The organism is Streptomyces sp. NH27, from assembly GCF_056859195.1.
The window spans coordinates 1-3,061 of the sequence record NZ_JACEGK010000715.1 but is presented as its reverse complement, the minus strand read 5'-3'; the positions used below and the strand labels follow the sequence as shown (position 1 = coordinate 3,061).

The following is a 3,061-nucleotide window of genomic DNA, read 5'->3' as shown; positions in this document are numbered from 1 at the left end:
GGACCGTGGGGCCGGCGGGTGTCACAGCACCCGTCGGCCCCACGCCCCGAACACCGCGACGGACAGGTCGACGAAGTCGGGCGAGTCCATCTCCCGGTAGGCCGCCTCGAAGTCGGCGTCGTGCGCCAGGCCCGCCGCCACGATCCCCTCGCGCGCCTGCTCCAGGGTCATCTGCCACCACTTCGTCTCGGCGCCGCCGCCGTACACGACCTGCAACCGCGGGTCGATGCGCACCTCGCCGAGTCCGGCCCGCCGCAAGGGAGCCGGCAGCGTACGGGCCCACGCGGTGTGGGAGCCGAGCGCGCTCTCCACGTGGTCCCGGAAGGCACGCATGACGGTGCGGTACGCCAGATGCGGGGAGTCGACCACCGGGAACGACGCCGGCTCCTCGACCAGCAGCACCCCGCCCGGCTTGAGCCAGCTCGCCAGCCGCGCCACCGCCAGGTCCGGGTCGGGCAGGTGCAGCAGCACGAAGCGGGTGTGCACCACGTCGAACGACCCCGGCGGGAAGTCCTCGGTGTACATGTCGTGCCGCAGCACCCGCACGCCGTGCCCGGCCAGATCCGTCAGGAGGGCGGTGTCCAGGTCGGTCACGGTCACCCGGGCCCCCTGCCCGGCCATCCAGCGGGCCACCGAGCCCGCGCCGCCGCCGACCTCCAGCACGTCGTCGCCGGCCTTCAGCCCGAGCGCGGTCAGCCGGGACCGGGTGGCCCCGTCGAGCACGGACTCCAGCAACCGGAGACGGCCCAGCTCGCTGTTGACCGCGTGGCTGAACATCCCGTCCCGGTAGCGCTCCTGGCTCCAGGCCCCGGCCCCGGACTCGGGTTCGGCGGCCGGCCCGGCCCAGGGCTCGAACCCCGGTTCTGCGGCCGGCCCGGCCCCGGCCCCGGCCCCGAGCTCCGGTCGCGGCTCGGGCAGGGCCCCGGACCGAAGTCCAGGCGCGGGCGCGGGTTCGGCCGCGGGTTCGGCGGACTCGGCGGGTTCGGCGGACCCGGCGGGCTCGGCCGTGGAAGCGGATCGGGGCTCGGGCCGGGTTCCGGCGTGGCCGTCCGGCAGGTCGGGAACGGGCGTCACATCTGCGTCCATGCCCGCAACCGTGGCAGCCGTAGCGGGCCTTCCTCGGTGATTCCCCGGTAACCCACCTCATAAGGTGATTCGCTCCGACCCGTCCTGGACTGAACTGCGCAATCTTTCTGCAACATCGAGAAAGTTGTTGCAGCACGTCTTGACGGGGCTGCTGGTCGGGAGCAGGGTCTACCTCGCGTTCAACCGTCGTGCCTGCCACGGCGGTTGGCTCCGGGGGCCCACGGGAGGGCCGCCGGGCCGCTCGTCCGAGGCGCGTCGGAGCCGGGTGGTCGCGTACGCATGCCGTAGTCCTCCACCATCAGCGGGAGCCATCCATGCTTCGCTCACCAGACCGCGCCGATTCCCCCCACGGCGCGGAGCCGCCCTCCCCGGAGCCGTCCTCCTCGCGGGCGCGCCACGCCGACCCGCTCGGCGCCGAGCCGAACGGCACGCGGCGCCGGGGTCAACGCGGCGTCCGCCGGGCCCTGTTCGCCACCGCCGCACTGGTGGCCGGCACCGTCATACCGCTCGCCGCCGTCCAGGGCACCGCGCACGCGGGCCCCGCCACCACCGCGGCCGCCGGCGGCAACGGCAGCGACGTGACCGCCAACCTCTTCATGTGGAACTGGTCGTCGGTCGCGAACGAGTGCACCGGCCAACTCGGCCCCAAGGGTTACGGATCGGTGCTCGTCGCCCCGCCGCAGGACTCGATCCGGCTGTCCGGCGCGCACCCCTGGTGGGAGATCTACCAGCCGGTCGGCTACGACCTGAACAGCCGGATGGGCACCGAGGCGCAGTTCCAGTCGATGGTCACCGCCTGCCACACCGCGGGCGTCAAGGTCTACGCCGACGCCGTGATCAACCACATGTCCGGCAACGACCAGGCCAGCACCGACTCCTACGGCGGCGACAGCTTCAACGTCGGCTCGAAGTCGTACGGCCAAGTCCCGTACGACTCCTCGGACTTCCACACCTCGCCGGCCAACTGCCCCAATTCCGACATGGCCATCGGCGACTGGAACAGCCAGACCCAGGTCCAGGAGTGCGACCTGTCGAACCTCGCCGACCTCTACACCGAGACCGACGACGTGCGCGGCAAGATCGCCGGATACCTCAACAAGCTGATCGGCTACGGCGTGGACGGCTTCCGGGTCGACTCCGCCAAGCACATCAACCAGTCCGACATGGCGAACATCGAGTCCCGGCTCTCCGACACCGAGTGGGGCGCGCGGCCGTACGTCCTCCAGGAGGTCGCGCTCGGCAGCGGCGGCAACCTCGCGCCGGCCGCGTTCGAGTCCAACGGCAGCGTGATCGGCTTCGACTACGCCAACGCGATGAAGTCCCAGTTCCAGGGGAACATCGCCAACCTCAAGACATTCGGCCAGGGTTGGGGCCTGGAGCCGGCCGACAAGGACGGCGCGATGGTCACCAACCACGACACCGAGCGCAACGGCAGCACCCTGAACTACAAGAACGGCTCGCAGTACACGCTGGCCACCGAGTTCATGCTCGCCTGGGGATACGGCGCCCCGACGGTGTACTCCGGCTTCGCCTTCAACAGTTCCGACGACTCCCCGCCGGCCGACGGCAACGGCTACGTCACCGACACCGACTGCTCCTCCGGCGCGTGGGTGTGCACCGACCGGGCGCAGGGCATCGCGAACATGGTCGGCTGGCACGACGCCGCCCAGGGCCGGCAGGTCGCCAACTGGTGGGACAACGGCAACAACGCGATCGCGTTCAGCCGCGGTGACCAGGCGTGGATCAGCATCAACAACAGCGACTCCGCGGTGACCAGCACCTTCACCACCGGCCTGGCCGCGGGCACGTACTGCGACGTCATCCACGGCGACCTCACCTCCTCCGGCGGTTGCAGCGGGTCCACCGTCACCGTCGGCTCGGACGGCACCGCGTCGGTGACCGTGCCCGCGCACGACTCGGTCGCGCTCCACCAGGCCGGCACCTCGACGACCACCCCGCCCACCACGCCCCCGAC

2 protein-coding genes are annotated in these 3,061 nt (G+C 71.7%); one reads left to right on the top strand and one right to left on the bottom strand.

Annotated features, from left to right (window positions below; genetic code table 11):
* Positions 1 to 21: 21 nt before the first annotated feature.
* On the bottom strand, positions 22 to 1,086 hold the full coding sequence (locus tag AC13HU_RS34845) for a methyltransferase domain-containing protein (RefSeq protein ID WP_483046001.1): 1,065 nt from the start codon (positions 1,084 to 1,086) through the stop codon (positions 22 to 24).
* Between the two features lie 314 nt (positions 1,087 to 1,400).
* Here AC13HU_RS34845 and AC13HU_RS34840 point away from each other — a divergent pair.
* A partial coding sequence (locus AC13HU_RS34840) for an alpha-amylase (protein WP_483046000.1) occupies positions 1,401 to 3,061 on the top strand: 1,661 nt, incomplete at its 3' end.

Excerpts from the sequence above, each read along its gene's own strand:
- AC13HU_RS34845 (WP_483046001.1), bottom strand. The coding sequence starts at position 1,086 with ATGGACGCAGATGTGACGCCCGTTCCCGACCTGCCGGACGGCCACGCC.